Source organism: Pseudomonas nabeulensis (assembly GCF_004682045.1).
Classification (GTDB): domain Bacteria; phylum Pseudomonadota; class Gammaproteobacteria; order Pseudomonadales; family Pseudomonadaceae; genus Aquipseudomonas; species Aquipseudomonas nabeulensis.
The window spans coordinates 120,671-136,040 of the sequence record NZ_QUZT01000001.1 but is presented as its reverse complement, the minus strand read 5'-3'; the positions used below and the strand labels follow the sequence as shown (position 1 = coordinate 136,040).

At 59.8% G+C, this 15,370-nt stretch carries 10 protein-coding genes and 1 pseudogene; 8 read left to right on the top strand and 3 right to left on the bottom strand.

Annotation, left to right across the window (positions count from 1 at the left end):
* Nucleotides 1-51: 51 nt before the first annotated feature.
* Entirely contained in the window at nt 52-231 is a 180-nt protein-coding gene (locus DYL61_RS00695) for a PA1571 family protein (RefSeq protein ID WP_105696731.1), read from the bottom strand.
* A 246-nt stretch (nt 232-477) separates the two neighbouring features.
* Between DYL61_RS00695 and DYL61_RS00690 the strand changes: the two genes are divergently transcribed.
* Nucleotides 478-2,244 carry an ABC transporter transmembrane domain-containing protein gene (locus DYL61_RS00690; protein ID WP_135306783.1) on the top strand — a complete coding sequence of 589 codons (1,767 nt, stop codon included), beginning with the start codon at nt 478-480 and terminating at the stop codon, nt 2,242-2,244.
* A 64-nt stretch (nt 2,245-2,308) separates the two neighbouring features.
* Nucleotides 2,309-3,073 (top strand): annotated as a pseudogene (locus DYL61_RS00685) (Fic family protein); the annotation flags it as partial.
* Nucleotides 3,074-3,140: 67 nt separating this feature from the next.
* Here DYL61_RS00685 and DYL61_RS00680 read toward each other — a convergent pair.
* Nucleotides 3,141-5,069, bottom strand: coding sequence for a transglycosylase SLT domain-containing protein (locus tag DYL61_RS00680; RefSeq protein ID WP_135306781.1), 1,929 nt, complete (start codon nt 5,067-5,069; stop codon nt 3,141-3,143).
* A 213-nt stretch (nt 5,070-5,282) separates the two neighbouring features.
* Between DYL61_RS00680 and DYL61_RS00675 the strand changes: the two genes are divergently transcribed.
* The gene (locus DYL61_RS00675) at nt 5,283-7,202 is read left to right on the top strand and encodes an ATP-binding cassette domain-containing protein (RefSeq protein WP_135306780.1); all 1,920 of its coding nucleotides are present in this window, start codon (nt 5,283-5,285) and stop codon (nt 7,200-7,202) included.
* 181 nt (nt 7,203-7,383) lie between these two features.
* Here the strand turns inward: DYL61_RS00675 and DYL61_RS00670 are convergent, their stop codons facing one another.
* Nucleotides 7,384-7,827, bottom strand: a complete 444-nt coding sequence (locus DYL61_RS00670; protein WP_135306779.1) for a universal stress protein — start codon at nt 7,825-7,827, stop codon at nt 7,384-7,386.
* A gap of 105 nt (nt 7,828-7,932) precedes the next feature.
* Here DYL61_RS00670 and DYL61_RS00665 point away from each other — a divergent pair, with 105 nt between their 5' ends.
* The 5 genes from DYL61_RS00665 (at nt 7,933) to topA (ending at nt 15,294) form a co-directional block, all read left to right on the top strand.
* Nucleotides 7,933-8,370, top strand: a complete 438-nt coding sequence (locus tag DYL61_RS00665) for a hypothetical protein (protein WP_135306778.1) — start codon at nt 7,933-7,935, stop codon at nt 8,368-8,370.
* A gap of 500 nt (nt 8,371-8,870) precedes the next feature.
* Complete coding sequence (fadB, locus tag DYL61_RS00660; RefSeq protein WP_135306777.1) at nt 8,871-11,018, top strand: fatty acid oxidation complex subunit alpha FadB; 2,148 nt, start codon at nt 8,871-8,873, stop codon at nt 11,016-11,018.
* Nucleotides 11,019-11,047: 29 nt separating this feature from the next.
* Nucleotides 11,048-12,223, top strand: coding sequence for an acetyl-CoA C-acyltransferase FadA (gene fadA / locus DYL61_RS00655; protein WP_105696723.1), 1,176 nt, complete (start codon nt 11,048-11,050; stop codon nt 12,221-12,223).
* Nucleotides 12,224-12,321: 98 nt separating this feature from the next.
* Nucleotides 12,322-12,558, top strand: coding sequence for a DUF1653 domain-containing protein (locus tag DYL61_RS00650; RefSeq protein WP_021490990.1), 237 nt, complete (start codon nt 12,322-12,324; stop codon nt 12,556-12,558).
* A gap of 114 nt (nt 12,559-12,672) precedes the next feature.
* Nucleotides 12,673-15,294: a type I DNA topoisomerase gene (topA, locus tag DYL61_RS00645; protein ID WP_135306776.1), complete on the top strand. Its 2,622-nt coding sequence runs from the start codon at nt 12,673-12,675 to the stop codon at nt 15,292-15,294.
* The last annotated feature ends 76 nt before the right edge of the window (nt 15,295-15,370 follow it).

Below are 15,370 nucleotides of genomic sequence, written 5' to 3'. Positions count from 1 at the left end.
GGCCATAAAAAAACCGGCCACCCGGGCCGGTTTTGAAAGAGCTTAGGCGCTTCAGCCTTGCTGCGCAGGCTTGACCAGTCGCAGTTCCAGCTCGCGGCACGCTTGCTGGATCATGTCCTCAGTGATCGGCACCTCACGTCCTTGGGCGTCGATAATCGAGCAACCCAGGTGTGCCTGATGTTCTTTGCGGACGACTTCTACTTTGTCAGTGCTGCTAGTGTGCAAGGTCATGGCCTGTCTCCTCATCAGGTTGTGTACCTACTCTAATACCCCCGCGTGACCGCGCTGTTACAACGCCATACACGATCGGCGGTTCGAACATCCAGTCCACCAGAAACCGATACAAAACTCCAGCCAGCCATTAGACCGATAGCCTCTAGGGTCCCTAAGCGACGGGCATAATTAACCTGACTCATTGTTATTCGCCCAAGTTCCCCCCATGTAGGGCTACAGGTTCCTCATCGGTGATGCCCTCCCATGTTCTCAGTCCGCCAACGTCGTGCGATTCGCCTGGCCAGCCGCTTTATTGCGCCCTACCGTTGGCAGGCGCTGGGCGCCTTGCTGGCGCTGGTCGTGACCGCAGGCATCACCTTGTCCATGGGGCAGGGCATACGCCTTTTGGTGGACCAGGGGTTCATGACCCAATCGCCGCACCTGCTTAACCAGTCCATCGGCCTGTTCATGTTGCTGGTGCTGGGCCTGGCCGTGGGCACCTTTGCACGGTTTTACCTGGTGTCGTGGATCGGTGAGCGGGTGGTGGCCGACATCCGGCGCCAGGTATTCAACCACCTGATCTACCTGCACCCCGGTTTCTACGAGAACAACCGCAGTTCCGAAATCCAATCACGGCTGACCACCGACACCACGTTGCTGCAATCGGTGATCGGTTCTTCGCTGTCGCTGTTCCTGCGCAATGCCTTGATGGTGTTGGGCGGGATCGTGTTGCTATTTGTCACCAATCCTAAGCTCACCAGCATTGTGGTGGTGGCGCTGCCGCTGGTGCTGGCGCCGATCCTGATCTTCGGGCGTCGCGTGCGCAGCCTGTCGCGCCAGAGCCAGGATCGGATTGCCGATGTAGGCAGCTACGTGTCCGAGACCCTCGGGCAGATCAAGACCGTTCAGGCCTATAACCACCAGGTTCAGGACGAACAGCGCTTCGCCGTGACCGTGGAAGAGGCCTTCACGACCGCGCGCAAACGCATCGTCCAGCGTGCCTGGCTGATTACCCTGGTGATCATGCTGGTGCTGGGCGCCGTCGGTGTGATGTTGTGGGTCGGCGGCATGGACGTGATCGGCGGGCGCATTTCCGGTGGTGAACTGGCGGCGTTCGTGTTCTACAGCCTGATCGTCGGCAGCGCCGTCGGCACCCTGAGCGAAGTGCTTGGCGAGTTGCAGCGTGCCGCCGGTGCGGCTGAGCGTATTGGCGAGTTGTTGCAGTCGAGCAACGAGATCAAGGCGCCCGCTGCGGGAACCGTTCAATTGCCCGAGCGCGTCAGCGGTCGCATGGAATTGCAGGATGTGCGTTTTTCCTACCCGTCACGGCCCGACAGCTACGCCATCGATGGCTTGAACCTGACGATCAATCCCGGTGAAACCCTGGCGTTGGTCGGCCCTTCCGGTGCCGGTAAGTCGACGATCTTCGACTTGTTGCTGCGCTTCTACGACCCACAGCACGGCCGCATCCTGCTCGAAGGCCATCCGCTGACCGACCTGGATCCCATGGACCTGCGCCGACACTTCGCGCTGGTTTCCCAAAGCCCGGCGTTGTTCTTCGGCAGCGTCGAGGAAAACATCCGCTACGGCAACCCGACGGCGACCACCGCGCAAGTCGAAGCCGCCGCCCGCATCGCTCACGCCCACGATTTCATCCTGCAAATGCCCAACGGCTACCAGACCCACCTCGGCGACGGCGGCATGGGCCTCTCCGGCGGCCAGCGCCAACGCCTGGCCATCGCCCGCGCCTTGCTGGTGGATGCGCCGATCCTGCTGCTGGACGAGGCCACCAGCGCTTTGGATGCCCAGAGTGAACACCTGATCCAGCAAGCCTTGCCGCAACTGATGCAAGGCCGCACCACGCTGGTCATCGCCCATCGACTGGCGACCGTGAAGAACGCCGACCGCATTGCGGTGATGGACCAGGGCAAGTTGGTGGCGGTGGGCACGCATCAGCAGTTGATTGCGAGCAATCCGCTGTATGCGCGGTTGGCGGCGTTGCAGTTCAGTGATGGGGCGCAAGCTGATTGAAGCTGCGCAGCGTCGAGCCCTTAGGGCATCATAGGGCCTTTCGTTGATTGAACTGGATGAGGACATGAGCCGCTATCAACCTCCGTTGACCTTGACCACCAAGATGCTGGCGCTGGTTGCCGATATCAGTGAGCAGATCGGTCAACTATCAGTGGCCGGCGATAATCGCCAAACGCCTCAGTTGCGGCGTGGCAACCGAATCCGCACCATTCAGGCCTCCTTGGCTATTGAGAACAATACCCTCAGCGTCGAACAGGTGACCGCTGTTCTGGAGGGAAAGCGAGTATTGGGCCTGCCTCGGGAAATCCAGGAGGTGCGTAATGCATTTGCAGCGTACGAGGCCATGCCGCAATGGCGTCCGAGTGAGCGTGTCGCTCTACTGCAAGCACATGAACTGCTGATGTATGGATTGATCGACGATGCAGGACAATTTCGTCAGTCTGGGGTTGGTATCTACCGGGGCGAACAACTGGTGCATATGGCTTTGCCCGCGAGCCGAGTGACACATCTGGTGGACGACTTACTGCAATGGCTGTCGGGTTCGGACTGGCACCCGTTGATCGCTAGTTGCGTATTCCATTACGAGTTCGAGTTTATCCATCCTTTCGCCGATGGTAACGGGCGGATGGGGCGGCTCTGGCAAACCCTGATCCTCAGCGAATGGCGCCCCGTACTGGCGTACCTTCCGGTAGAGGCGGTGATACGGGAACAGCAGGATGCCTACTACGCCGCGCTGTCAGATGCCGATCGACAGGCAGAAGCGACACCTTTCGTCGAGTTCATGCTACAGGCTCTGAGCCAGGCGCTGGCTGAGGCTGTGCAAAGTGAGCGTCCAGCGGCGCCATAAAAAATGCCCGCATTTCTCAATGCGGGCATTTTCATTTAAGCGTCACGCCTTACTGATCATCAAAATACCGCTCATGCCAATCTACCAGCGGCTGCGGTGAGTTGAGCTTCTGCCCGTAGATCACCGAATAAGACAGCACGTTCTGTACGTACTGGCGGGTTTCGTCAAACGGAATGCTTTCCACCCACACATCGAAGCTCAGGTGGTCCGCACCGCGCAACCATTGGCGCACGCGGCCTGGGCCGGCGTTGTAGGCGGCGGAGGCGAGCACACGATTGCCGTTGAACTGGCTGTGGACCTGGCTCAGGTATGCGGCGCCGAGCTGGATGTTTTTATCCGGGTCCAGCACCTGGGCCGGGGAGGCCAGCGGAATGCTGAATTTGCGTGCGGTTTCCTTGGCGGTGCCGGGCATCAGTTGCATCAGGCCGCTGGCGCCGACGCCGGAGCGGGCGTCGTCCATAAACGCACTTTCCTGACGGGTGATGGCGAACACCCAACTGGAGTGCAGGCCACGCACCTTGGCTTCACGCACCAGGGTGTCGCGGTGGGCCATCGGGAAGCGGATATTCAGGTCATCCCAGTATTGCGCCTGGCTGATGGTGCGAATTGCCGGGAAGTACCACTTCATGTCGTAGGCCAGTTTGGCCTGGGCGACCATCTCATCGCGGTTGAAGTGGCGGCTGACGTGGTACCACTCACGACGGCCATCGACGATCTGGCCACGGGCGTAGAACTCCAGCGCGCGGCGTACGCCGGGGGTGTTGCGCACTTTGTTGATCAACGCCTGGCTCATCACCAGCGGCTTGTTGGTCAACTGGTAAGGCGACTTGGAGCGGTCAGCCGCCAGGAAACCGTAGAAATCCCGCTCCTTGGCCACGTTCTTGTACAGCACAAGGGCCTGTGGGTTCTTCGGTTCGGCCAGCTCCAGGCTGCGCGCCTGCCAGTAGCGCCAGCGATTGGTGGTCGCCAGGTCTTGTGGGAGCTTGCGGGTAAGCTGGTAGGCATCTTCCCAGCGGGCCAGGCGCAATAGCAGGCGCAGGCGCCATTCGGAGACGGTGTTGTCTCGCAGCTCTGGGTCGTATTGGGTCATCACGTCCAAGGCGCGCGGGTCATAGCGACGGGCCAGGGTCAGGCCGATTTCCCGGGCGATCGACACTTTTTCGTCACGGGAGAAGTGCATGCTGCTGGCGTAGCCATCGAGCAAGGCCATGGCCTTCTCCGGGTCCTGACGCGCGAGGCGGCGCAGGCCCAGGCCTACGGCGTCGGACATGGCCTCGTTGGCCGGCAGGAAGCGCGATGGGTCGCTGAGCATGTCGGGCTTTTGCGCCACGTCCACCATCAAGCGGCCTTGGGCGCCGAGGGTGGGCAGGGTTTTCACCAGGCTGTTGGCCAGCGCGTAGTTGCGCGCTTCGGCGGCGAGTTTGGCGCGGTCCCAGATTTTCTGTTCGGTGAGTTGGCCATCGGCGGCCCACTGGCCAAAGGTGGCATCACAGGCGGCCGGTTGGGATTTACCGGTCATCCAGAGTTTTTCGGTGGTCTTGTAGCCTTCGGCTTTCAGATTATGGGTGAGCTGGTACTGGCCATGCAGGCAGTCGAGCTCGACGAAATTGAGCTTGGCGTCGTAGTACTTTTCAAAGGTCTGCCAGTCGCCACGGTCGGCCAGCCAGCGCAACCAGCGTAGCTTCATCCAGTTGGCCTGGGGCAGGTCGCCGTTTTTGGCGAGGAATTGTTCGATTTCCTGGTTGCTCGCGGTTTTCAGGCGTGCAGTCAGCTCGTCGTAGGCCAGGTACGGCGTCAGCGGATAATCGGCCAGGGCCTGGCTGTATTGCATGTACGGGCCGCTGTCGCCTTTGGCCAGGGCGCGCTTGGCTTCATCGTAATACTGGCGTTGGGTGGTGAGGTCCACGGCCTGGGCGGATTGAGCGGCAGTGGCGGAAAGAAGCAGACAAGATAAAAAGTTGAAAAGGCGGCTGCGCATGAGACGTCCGTGCAGAGAAATCACGAAGAGCGCCGGCACTGCCGACACTGATTGTCCCTAGCTTAGCCTTTTGCCCGACACCTACGAAAGCTTTGCCGGCCGGTTCGTTCAGGTTCGACGGAAATGTCCTACAGAACATGTCTGTAGCGAAAATGCTGGCCGCATCCCACCCTCAACTCAGGTAGAATGCGCGCCCAGTTTTTGGAGAAGCGTATGACCCTGCTCAAATTCAGCGATGTGTCCCTTGCTATCGGCGCTATGCCGTTGTTGGACAAGGTGTCCTGGCAGATCGCCCGTGGTGAGCGGGTGTGCATCATCGGCCGCAACGGCACCGGCAAGTCCAGCATGATGAAGCTGGTTAAAGGCGACCAGAAGCCCGATGACGGCTCTGTGTGGCGTGCCCCGGGCCTCAAGATCGGCGAATTGCCGCAAGAATTGCCGGTGGCCGACGGACGGACAGTGTTCGACGTGGTTGCCGAAGGCCTCGATGGCGTGGGCGCCTTGCTCGCCGAATACCATCACCTGGCGCAGAACTGCGTCACCGAAGCCGATCTGGACAAGCTGATGCACGTGCAGCAGGCCCTCGAAGCCCGTGACGGCTGGCGCTTGCAGCAACTGGTAGACAGCACCCTGAGCCGCCTGCAACTGCCGGCCGACAAGACCCTCGCCGAGTTGTCCGGTGGCTGGCGTCGTCGCGTGCTGCTGGCCCAGGCCCTGGTGTCCGAGCCGGATTTGCTGCTGCTCGACGAACCGACCAACCACCTGGACATCGGTGCCATTGCCTGGCTGGAAGAAGCCATCAAGGATTTCCAGGGCGCCGTGCTGTTCATCACGCACGACCGTGCCTTCCTGCAAAGCCTGGCCACGCGCATCCTTGAACTGGACCGTGGCGGCCTGATCGACTGGAACGGCGACTACGCCAGCTTCCTCGTGCACAAGGAAGCTGCGCTGGCGGCCGAAGAAACCGCCAACGCCCTGTTCGACAAAAAGCTGGCCCAGGAAGAGGTCTGGATCCGCCAGGGCATCAAGGCCCGTCGCACCCGTAACGAAGGCCGCGTGCGTGCCCTCAAGGCCCTGCGCGTTGAGCGCAGCGAACGCCGCGAGCGCACCGGCAAGGCGAATATCCAGCTGGACACCGCCGAGAAGTCGGGCAAGCAAGTGATGGTGCTGGAAAACGTCAGCTTCCATCACCCGGACGGTCCGTTCCTGATCAAGGACTTCTCCATGGTCCTGCAGCGCGGCGATCGTATCGGCCTGCTCGGCGCCAACGGCACCGGCAAGACCACCTTGCTCAAATTGATGCTCAGTGGCCTGCAACCCACCAGCGGCAAGGTGGAGGAGGGCACCAAGATCGACGTGGCCTACTTCGACCAGTTGCGCCACCAGTTGGACCTGGAAAAAACCGTGATCGACAACGTGGCCGAAGGCCGCGACTTTATCGACATCGACGGCCAGAGCCGCCACGTGCTCAGCTACCTGGGCGACTTCCTGTTCAGCCCGCAGCGTGCACGTACTCCGGTGAAAGCCTTGTCCGGTGGCGAGCGTGCGCGCCTGCTGTTGGCCAAGCTGTTCAGCAAGCCGGCCAACCTGCTGGTACTCGACGAACCGACCAACGACCTCGACGTGGAAACACTCGAACTGCTGGAAGAAGTGCTGCTGACTTTCAACGGCACCGTGCTGATGGTCAGCCACGACCGGGCATTCCTCGACAACGTGGTCACCAGTACGCTGGTCTTCGAAGGCGAAGGCAAGGTGCGTGAATACGTCGGTGGTTATCAGGACTGGCTGCGCCAGGGCGGCTCGCCGCGCCTGCTGGGCGTGACCGAGAGCAAGTCCGGCAAGGCCGACTTGAATTCTGCGGTGGTGACTCCGGTGGCCACTGCTGCGCCTGCCCAGGAAGCCGCGCCGGCCGGCAAGAAGAAGCTTAGCTACAAGCTGCAGCGTGAGCTGGAAGCCTTGCCGGGTGATATCGACGCCAAGGAGCAGCAGATTGCCGCGGTAGAAGCGGAAATGGCTGACGGTGGGTTCTACCTGCGTCCGGCGGCTGAAACCGCCAAGGTCATTGCTTCGCTGGAGACGTTGAACCAGGAACTGGAAGTACTGGTTGAGCGTTGGGCTGAGTTGGATGCCTGAGTGATTTTCCAGCATTAAAAAACCCGGTGCTCATCTGATGAGCACCGGGTTTTTCATATGAGAATGCAGTTTGAATGTGGGAGGGGGCTTGCCCCCGATAGCAGTCTGTCAGTTGATACATCTGGTGACTGACACTCCGCCATCGGGGGCAAGCCCCCTCCCACATTTGACCTTCATTGATTTAAGAAGGGGCTTTGACCAGTCTTACGGCCAGCACATCACACGGCGCACCGTGCAGCACGTCATTGGCGGTAGAACCCAGCAATAACGCCAAACCGTGACGACCGTGGCTGCCGACCACAATCAGGTCACAACCCTTTTCCTTGGCCAGATGGTGGATTTCCTGGCGCGGTTGGCCGTAGGTGAGGTGGCAGTCTTCCTTTTTCAAATGCGGGTATTTGAGGATCAAACGGTCCAGGCGCTCCTTGGCCTGGTCAAATTGTTGTTGCTGCAACTGGGAAAGGTCCATCGGCACATCACCGCCAAAAGCCATGGCCATGGGCTCGACGATATGCACCAGCGACAATACGGCGCCATTGGCCAGTGCCGATTCCTGTGCGCGCTTGATCACGGGATCGCACTCTTCGGTCAAATCGACAGCGACCAGGATATGTTCGTAGGGCATGAGGCGTTCCTCCAGGGGACTGCAATAACTTCAGTATGGCTGCTTTCAAGCGGATGGGGTTGCGTCAGGTCAAATCCGCTCATTTAGAAATTCGGGAGTACACATATGACGGTCTGGATAGTGGTGTCAATCCTTGTGGTGGTTCTGAGCCCTTTGGCATGGCTGCGTCCGTCGCGTCATCAGAGTGGGCGCATGGCCCTGCGAATGGAGGCGCGCCGCATCGGCCTGGCCATGCAATTGGCGCCTCAGGAGTGGCCGCATTGGCTGAAGCAAGAGCCGCCGAGCCCGTGTGCGCAGTACTGTCGGCCACGGCGCGGCAGCACGCCGGCGCTCTGGAGTTATTGGCAGTTGGAACCGGGTGTGTGGGTCAATCAATGGCGCGAAGTGTGCGTCGATGAGAAGTTGTTGCCGTATTTTGCGACGCTGCCGGACAACGTCTACAAGATCGAGGCTGACAAGCAGATGATCGCCCTGTACTGGGGCGAGAAGGGCGAGGTGAGCGTCCTGAAAGACATTGATGCGTTGCTCAAGGCCCTGGCCTGACCCCGCCCCTGTAGAAACGCAACGCAATAAAAAGCCCGACATCATCATCGGGCTGGAGTTGGCCAGGCAGGCCGGTAAATCTGTGGTTCCCCGCGTCGGATGTTCATCCAGGCGCGTTTTGCGTTGCGGCTAGCCTAGCCGCATATCGCGCTATGTACAGCCTTTTCCCATAACTTTTCCATTATTGATTTCGTGAATAATTGAATATTGACGAAGTGCGGGCTTATGGTCGGGGTTCTGAAATGACTGGAAAGTCGCGTTTTTCCTAGTCTTTTTGAGCGATTGACAATTGTCCGGAATTGGATGAAGGTGGCATACCCAAATCAAACGGGCGTATGAATTGAGCGTTTGTCTGTCAGACGACTCATACAGAATCCCGACTATCGCATTGGCGGGTGTGCCTGGCGAATGGGCGTGAACATTGACCAAATCATCAATGTCCAAGCCTAGGCCAGCGTCCAGTGTGTACTGTTCAGCTTCCATATCGTGGAGATCAGTTGATGATTTACGAAGGTAAAGCCATCACGGTTAAGGCTCTTGAAAGTGGCATCGTCGAATTGAAATTCGACCTCAAGGGTGAGTCCGTCAACAAGTTCAACCGTCTAACCCTGAATGAATTGCGTCAGGCCGTAGACACCATCAAAGCAGATGCTTCGGTCAAGGGCGTGATCGTCTCCAGCGGCAAGGACGTGTTTATCGTCGGCGCTGACATCACCGAATTCGTCGACAACTTCAAGCTGCCCGATGCCGAGCTGGTGGCTGGCAACCTCGAAGCCAACAAGATCTTCAGCGATTTCGAAGACCTCAACGTGCCGACCGTTGCCGCGATCAATGGCATCGCGTTGGGCGGCGGCCTGGAAATGTGCCTGGCGGCGGATTTCCGTGTCATGTCCGCTACTGCAAAAATCGGCCTGCCCGAAGTCAAGCTGGGCATCTACCCAGGTTTCGGCGGCACTGTTCGCCTACCGCGCCTGATCGGTGCCGACAACGCCATCGAGTGGATCGCCGCCGGCAAGGAAAACAAAGCAGAAGACGCACTGAAAGTCGGGGCTGTCGACGCTGTGGTTGCTCCGGACAAACTGGCCGAAGCCGCGCTGAACCTGATCAAAGGCGCCATCAGCGGCGAATTTGACTACAAGGCCAAGCGTCAGCCAAAACTGGAAAAACTCAAGCTCAACGCCATCGAACAAATGATGTCGTTCGAAACCGCCAAAGGTTTCGTCGCTGGCCAGGCCGGCCCGAACTACCCGGCGCCGGTTGAAGCGATCAAGACCATCCAGAAAGCCGCGAACTTCGGTCGCGACAAAGCCCTGGAAGTGGAAGCAGCTGGCTTCGTCAAATTGGCGAAAACCTCCGCTGCCCAGAGCCTGATCGGCCTGTTCCTGAACGATCAGGAACTGAAGAAAAAGGCCAAGGCCTACGACGAAATCGCCCGCGACGTGAAACAGGCTGCCGTACTCGGCGCCGGGATCATGGGCGGCGGTATCGCCTATCAGTCGGCGTCCAAAGGCACGCCGATCCTGATGAAAGACATCAACGAGCACGGTATCGAGCAAGGCCTGGCGGAAGCCGCCAAGCTGCTGGTGGGCCGCGTGGATAAAGGCCGCATGACCGCCGCGAAGATGGCTGAAGTGCTCAACGGTATTCGTCCTACGCTGTCCTACGGCGATTTCGGCCACGTCGACCTGGTGGTCGAAGCGGTTGTCGAGAACCCGAAGGTCAAGCAAGCCGTACTGGCCGAAGTGGAAGCCCAGGTCAAAGACGACACCATCCTGGCTTCGAACACCTCGACCATCTCCATCTCGCTGCTGGCCCAGGCCCTCAAGCGTCCTGAGAACTTCGTCGGCATGCACTTCTTCAACCCGGTGCACATGATGCCGCTGGTGGAAGTGATCCGTGGCGAGAAGTCCAGTGAGCTGGCCGTTGCCACCACCGTTGCCTACGCCAAGAAAATGGGCAAGAACCCGATCGTGGTCAATGACTGCCCGGGCTTCCTGGTCAACCGTGTGCTGTTCCCGTACTTCGGCGGTTTCGCCAAGTTGGTCAGCGCTGGCGTGGACTTCGTGCGCATCGACAAGGTCATGGAAAAATTCGGCTGGCCGATGGGCCCGGCGTACCTGATGGACGTGGTCGGCATCGACACCGGCCACCACGGTCGCGACGTCATGGCTGAAGGCTTCCCGGACCGCATGAAAGACGACCGTCGTTCGGCGATCGACGCGCTGTACGAGGCCAAGCGCCTGGGCCAGAAGAATGGCAAAGGCTTCTACGCCTACGAGGCCGACAAGAAGGGCAAGCAGAAGAAAGTGACCGACCCGTCGGTGCACGAAGTGCTGGCTCCGGTCATCTACGAGCAGCGTGAGGTGTCCGACGAGGACATCATCAACTGGATGATGATCGCCCTGTGCCTGGAAACTGTGCGCTGCCTGGAAGACGGCATCGTCGAGACCGCCGCCGAAGCCGATATGGGCCTGGTGTACGGTATTGGTTTCCCTCCATTCCGTGGCGGTGCGCTGCGTTACATCGACTCCATCGGTGTGGCCGAGTTCGTTGCCCTGGCTGACAAATACGCTGAGTTGGGCCCGCTGTACCACCCGACCGCGAAGCTGCGTGAAATGGCCAAGAACGGCCAGAGCTTCTTCGGTTAAGCGCCCAAACGACTAGAGCGAGACTATTTATGAGCTTGAATCCAAGAGACGTCGTGATTGTAGACTTCGGTCGCACTCCGATGGGCCGCTCCAAGGGCGGCATGCACCGCAACACCCGCGCCGAAGACATGTCGGCGCACCTGATCAGCAAACTGCTGGAACGCAACAACAAGGTCGACCCGAACGAAGTCGAGGACGTGATCTGGGGTTGCGTCAACCAGACCCTGGAGCAGGGCTGGAACATCGCGCGCATGGCGTCGCTGATGACCCAGATCCCGCACACCGCCGCGGGCCAGACTGTGAGCCGCCTGTGCGGTTCGTCGATGAGCGCGCTGCACACTGCCGCCCAGGCGATCATGACCGGCAACGGTGATGTGTTCGTGGTCGGTGGCGTGGAGCACATGGGCCACGTCAGCATGATGCACGGCGTCGACCCTAACCCGCACATGTCGCTGTACGCGGCAAAAGCCTCGGGCATGATGGGCCTGACAGCGGAAATGCTCGGCAAGATGCACGGCATCACCCGTGAAGCCCAGGACGCGTTCGGCCTGCGTTCCCACCAGTTGGCCCACAAGGCAACCGTGGAAGGCAAGTTCAAGGATGAAATCATCCCGATGAACGGTTACGACGAGAACGGTTTCCTGAAACTGTTCGACTACGACGAAACCATTCGTCCGGACACCACCCTGGAAAGCCTGGCGGCCTTGAAGCCGGCATTCAATCCAAAGGGCGGCACCGTGACGGCGGGTACTTCGTCGCAAATTACCGACGGTGCCTCGTGCATGATCGTGATGTCGGCGCAGCGTGCCCAAGACCTGGGTATCCAGCCGCTGGCCGTGATCCGCTCGATGGCCGTGGCGGGTGTGGACCCGGCGATCATGGGCTATGGTCCAGTACCGGCCACACAAAAAGCCTTGAAGCGCGCGGGCCTGACCATCAACGACATCGACTTCTTCGAGCTCAACGAAGCTTTCGCCGCACAGGCCTTGCCAGTGCTGAAAGATTTGAAAGTACTCGACAAGATGAATGAGAAGGTTAACCTGCACGGCGGCGCGATTGCCCTGGGCCACCCATTCGGTTGCTCCGGTGCACGTATCTCCGGCACTTTGCTTAACGTGATGAAGCAAAATGGCGGCAACCTCGGGGTAGCCACCATGTGCATTGGTCTCGGCCAAGGCATTTCCACCGTCTTCGAACGCGTTTAAGCGTTGGGTTGACGGAAGCCGGGGCCCAGTGCCCCGGTTTTTGTTTTTTGGCAGTTTTGTATTTTTTTTTTAACAATTTTTTGTGAGAGGGCCAGAGCATGAAAGTCGAACCAGGGCTCTACCAACATTATAAAGGTCCGCAGTACCGTGTTTTTAACGTGGCGCGGCACTCCGAGACGGAAGAAGAAGTGGTGTTCTACCAAGCACTGTATGGCGATTACGGCTTTTGGGTGCGCCCTTTGAGCATGTTCCTGGAGACCGTCGAAGTTGACGGCGAGCAGGTCCCGCGCTTTGCTTTGGTGCAGGCCGAACCCAGTCTTTTTTCAGGGCAATAACGGCGGGCCGCGCAGAATGCTGCGCTTGACCTCACCCGGTTGCCACTATATATAGCGTTGCCGCGACAGGCGCCAACTGCCTTTCACTTCTCGAATTCAGGAATACTCCGATCCATGGGCAAATCGCTGGTCATTGTGGAATCCCCGGCTAAGGCCAAGACCATCAACAAGTACTTGGGCAACGAGTACGTGGTGAAGTCGAGTATCGGCCATATCCGAGACCTGCCCACCAGCGGTTCGGCTAGCGCCAGCAAGGAGCCTGCCGCCAAGCGCGGCAAGGCCGCTGCGGGCGAAGGTCCGGTGCTCACCCCTAAAGAGAAAGCGCGCAAGCAGCTGGTCTCGCGCATGGGTGTGGACCCGGATCATGGCTGGAAAGCCAAGTACGAGATCCTTCCTGGCAAGGAAAAGGTCATCGAAGAGCTGCGCCGGCTCGCCAAGGATGCTGACACCATCTATCTCGCGACGGACTTGGACCGCGAAGGGGAAGCCATTGCCTGGCACCTGCGGGAAGCCATCGGCGGTGACGACAGCCGCTACAAGCGCGTGGTGTTCAACGAAATCACCAAGAAAGCCATCCAGGAAGCCTTCTCCAAGCCGGGCGAGCTGGACATCGACCGTGTCAACGCCCAGCAAGCGCGTCGTTTCCTCGACCGCGTCGTGGGTTACATGGTCTCGCCGTTGCTGTGGGCCAAGATCGCCCGTGGCTTGTCCGCCGGCCGTGTGCAATCGGTCGCGGTCAAGCTGGTGGTGGAGCGTGAGCGCGAGATCCGTGCGTTCATTCCCGAAGAGTACTGGGAAGTCCACGCCGACCTCGGCACCACCAAGGGCGCCAACGTGCGCTTTGAAGTCGCTCGCGAGAAAGGCGAAGCCTTCAAGCCGCTGAACGAAGCCCAGGCCATGGCTGCGCTGGAGAAGCTCAAGGCTTCCAGCTACAGCATCGTCAAGCGTGAAGACAAACCGACCAGCAGCAAGCCTTCGGCGCCGTTCATCACCTCCACCCTGCAACAGGCCGCGAGTAACCGCCTGGGCTTCGGCGTGAAGAAAACCATGATGATGGCCCAGCGCTTGTACGAAGCCGGCTACATCACTTACATGCGTACTGACTCCACCAACCTGTCGGTGGACGCAGTGGCGATGGCGCGCACTTATATTGAAAGCGAATTCGGCAAGAAGTACCTGCCGGAGAAGCCGAACGTCTACAGCAGCAAGGAAGGCGCACAGGAGGCTCACGAAGCGATTCGTCCTTCCGACGCCAACACCGAGCCTTCCAAGCTGAGCGGCATGGAGCGCGACGCTGAACGCCTCTACGAGCTGATCTGGCGCCAGTTTCTGGCCTGCCAGATGCTGCCGGCGCAATACCTGTCCACCACGGTCACCGTGGCGGCATCCGACTTCGAGCTGCGTGCCAAGGGCCGTATCCTCAAGTTCGACGGCTACACCCGCGTCATGCCGCAAATCGCCAAGCCAGGCGATGACGACGTGCTGCCGGACATGGCCCAGGGCGACACGCTCAAGCTGATCAAGCTCGACCCGTCCCAGCACTTCACCAAACCGCCGGCGCGTTATTCGGAAGCCAGCCTGGTGAAAGAGATGGAAAAACGCGGTATCGGTCGTCCTTCGACCTACGCGGCGATTATCTCGACCATCCAGGACCGTGGGTATGTGGCGCTGCACAACCGTCGTTTCTACTCGGAAAAGATGGGCGATATCGTGACCGAGCGCCTGTCCGAGAGCTTTTCCAACCTGATGGACTACGGCTTCACCGCCGGCATGGAAGAGAACCTCGATGACGTGGCCCAGGGCGAACGCGACTGGAAAAACGTGCTGGACGAGTTCTACGGCGACTTCAAGAAGAAGCTCGAAGTAGCCGAAAGCCCGGAAAACGGCATGCGCGCCAACCAGCCGGTGATGACCGACATCCCGTGCCAGACCTGTGGCCGCCCGATGCAGATTCGTACGGCGTCCACCGGGGTGTTCCTCGGTTGCTCGGGCTACAGCCTGCCGCCGAAAGAGCGCTGCAAGGCCACCGTCAACCTGGTGCCGGGTGATGAAATCGCTGCTGACGACGAGGGTGAGTCCGAATCGCTGGTACTGCGTGGTAAGCACCGTTGCCCGATCTGCAGCACGGCGATGGACGCCTACCTGCTGGACGAGAAACACAAGCTGCACATCTGCGGTAACAACCCGGATTGCAACGGCTACGAGATTGAAGAGGGCACCTATCGCATCAAGGGCTATGAAGGCCCGAGCCTGGAATGCGACAAGTGCGGCAGCGAGATGCAACTCAAGACCGGCCGTTTCGGCAAGTTCTTCGGGTGCACCAACCCGACGTGCAAGAACACCCGCAAGCTGCTGAAAAGCGGCGATGCGGCGCCGCCGAAGATGGATCCGGTGAAGATGCCGGAGCTCAAGTGCGAGAAGGTCAACGACACTTACATCCTGCGTGACGGTGCTTCGGGCCTGTTCCTGGCCGCTAGCCAGTTCCCGAAAAACCGCGAGACCCGTGCACCACTGGTGCTGGAAATCGTGCCGCACAAGGATGAGATCGATCCGAAGTACCACTTCCTGTGTGAAGCGCCGAAGAAGGACCCGGATGGTCGCCCAGCCGTGATCCGCTACAGCCGCAAGACCAAGGAGCAGTACGTGCAGACCGAAGTGGACGGCAAGCCGACTGGCTGGAAAGCGTTCTACGAGGGCGGCAAGTGGAAGGTCGAGGACAAGCGCCAAGGCGCTTGATCGACTAATCTGTCCGAGTTGTAGGGGGCGAGCTTGCTGTGGCGAGGGAGCTTGCTCCCGCTGGACTGCGCAGCAG

Excerpts from the sequence above, each read along its gene's own strand:
- DYL61_RS00680 (WP_135306781.1), bottom strand. The coding sequence starts at position 5,069 with ATGCGCAGCCGCCTTTTCAACTTTTTATCTTGTCTGCTTCTTTCCGCC.
- topA (WP_135306776.1), top strand. The coding sequence starts at position 12,673 with ATGGGCAAATCGCTGGTCATTGTGGAATCCCCGGCTAAGGCCAAGACC.
- DYL61_RS00690 (WP_135306783.1), top strand. The coding sequence starts at position 478 with ATGTTCTCAGTCCGCCAACGTCGTGCGATTCGCCTGGCCAGCCGCTTT.
- fadB (WP_135306777.1), top strand. The coding sequence starts at position 8,871 with ATGATTTACGAAGGTAAAGCCATCACGGTTAAGGCTCTTGAAAGTGGC.
- DYL61_RS00675 (WP_135306780.1), top strand. The coding sequence starts at position 5,283 with ATGACCCTGCTCAAATTCAGCGATGTGTCCCTTGCTATCGGCGCTATG.
- DYL61_RS00665 (WP_135306778.1), top strand. The coding sequence starts at position 7,933 with ATGACGGTCTGGATAGTGGTGTCAATCCTTGTGGTGGTTCTGAGCCCT.
- fadA (WP_105696723.1), top strand. The coding sequence starts at position 11,048 with ATGAGCTTGAATCCAAGAGACGTCGTGATTGTAGACTTCGGTCGCACT.
- DYL61_RS00695 (WP_105696731.1), bottom strand. The coding sequence starts at position 231 with ATGACCTTGCACACTAGCAGCACTGACAAAGTAGAAGTCGTCCGCAAA.
- DYL61_RS00670 (WP_135306779.1), bottom strand. The coding sequence starts at position 7,827 with ATGCCCTACGAACATATCCTGGTCGCTGTCGATTTGACCGAAGAGTGC.
- DYL61_RS00650 (WP_021490990.1), top strand. The coding sequence starts at position 12,322 with ATGAAAGTCGAACCAGGGCTCTACCAACATTATAAAGGTCCGCAGTAC.